General features: G+C 45.0%; 1 pseudogene. It reads right to left on the bottom strand.

What is annotated here, in order from left to right:
• Window positions 1–706, bottom strand: a pseudogene (obgE, locus tag ACFINZ_RS10775) (GTPase ObgE); the annotation flags it as partial.
• Window positions 707–720: the final 14 nt, after the last annotated feature.

The raw sequence follows: 720 nt of genomic DNA, 5'->3' as shown, positions 1-720 counted from the left end.
GGTATGCTTTTACCACGTCTTCTTCTTGAGCAGAAATCAAATGAAATAAAACACGACAACGTTCTACATGCCCTAAAAAACGGTCTCCAATCCCCACGCCTTCATGTGCTCCTTCAATGAGTCCAGGAATATCAGCTAACACAAATTCACGAGCATCAATACGCGCAACACCAAGGTGAGGATAGAGAGTCGTAAAAGGATAATCCGCAACTTTTGGCTTTGCTGCCGTCACGGAAGCTAAAAAAGTTGACTTTCCAGCATTCGGCAAACCAATAATCCCCGCATCAGCGATTAACTTCAAACGAAGCCACAGTGTGCGCTCTTCTCCAGACAAACCCGGATTAGCACGGCGAGGTGCCCGATTTGTAGATGTTGTAAAATGAAGATTCCCAAAACCGCCATTTCCTCCTTTTGCAAGACGATAACGTTGTCCAACTTCCGTTAAATCACAGATTAATGTCGTATTATCTTCTTCAAAAATTTGCGTCCCTACCGGTACTTTAAGGATAATATCATCACCCTTTTGACCGGTCATATTACGTCCCTTGCCATGCCCCCCTGTTTTTGCTCTAAAATGCTGCTGGTAGCGATAATCAATCAGCGTATTCAACCCAACAACAACAAGTGCCCAAACATCACCCCCGCGCCCTCCATCGCCTCCATCTGGCCCACGAAATTATATAAATTTTTAACGACGAAAGGATATCGCACCTGCTCACC

It is taken from the genome of Bartonella sp. AA81SXKL (genome assembly GCF_042196945.1).
Lineage (GTDB): Bacteria > Pseudomonadota > Alphaproteobacteria > Rhizobiales > Rhizobiaceae > Bartonella.
The sequence above is the reverse complement of the archived record's forward strand: the minus strand, read 5'-3'. Positions and strand labels throughout refer to the sequence as shown.